Raw genomic sequence first — 379 nt, forward strand, 5'->3', positions numbered from 1 at the left:
GTGCCGCGGGGTGGGTGTGCGGGCCGGGTCAGCCGCTGAGGGCGTCCTGCATGGGGCGGAACTTGGTGCGGGCCTCGGCGAGTTCGGCGTCGGGGTCGGAGTCGGCGACGATGCCGCAGCCGGCGAACAGGCGGGCGCGGGTTCCGTCGATCTCGGCGCAGCGCAGGGCGATGCCCCATTCGCCGTCGCCGCGGGCGTCGACCCAGCCGACGGGCCCGGCGTAGCGTCCGCGGTCCATGCCCTCGAGTTCGCGGATGAGGTCCATGGCGGTGTCGGTGGGGGTGCCGCAGACGGCGGGTGTGGGGTGCAGGGCGGCGACGACGTCGAGGACGGAGCGGTCGGCGGTGAGGCGTCCGCGGACGGGGGAGGCGAGGTGGGT

Annotated in this window: 1 protein-coding gene; it reads right to left on the reverse strand. The window is 76.0% G+C overall.

What is annotated here, in order from left to right; translation table 11 throughout:
• Window positions 1-28 precede the first annotated feature (28 nt).
• The coding region (locus tag E1289_RS37885) for a chorismate-binding protein (protein ID WP_207929431.1) at window positions 29-379 on the reverse strand (351 nt) is incomplete at its 5' end.

It is taken from the genome of Actinomadura sp. 6K520 (assembly GCF_004349245.1).
In the GTDB taxonomy this organism is placed as follows: Bacteria; Actinomycetota; Actinomycetes; order Streptosporangiales; family Streptosporangiaceae; genus Spirillospora.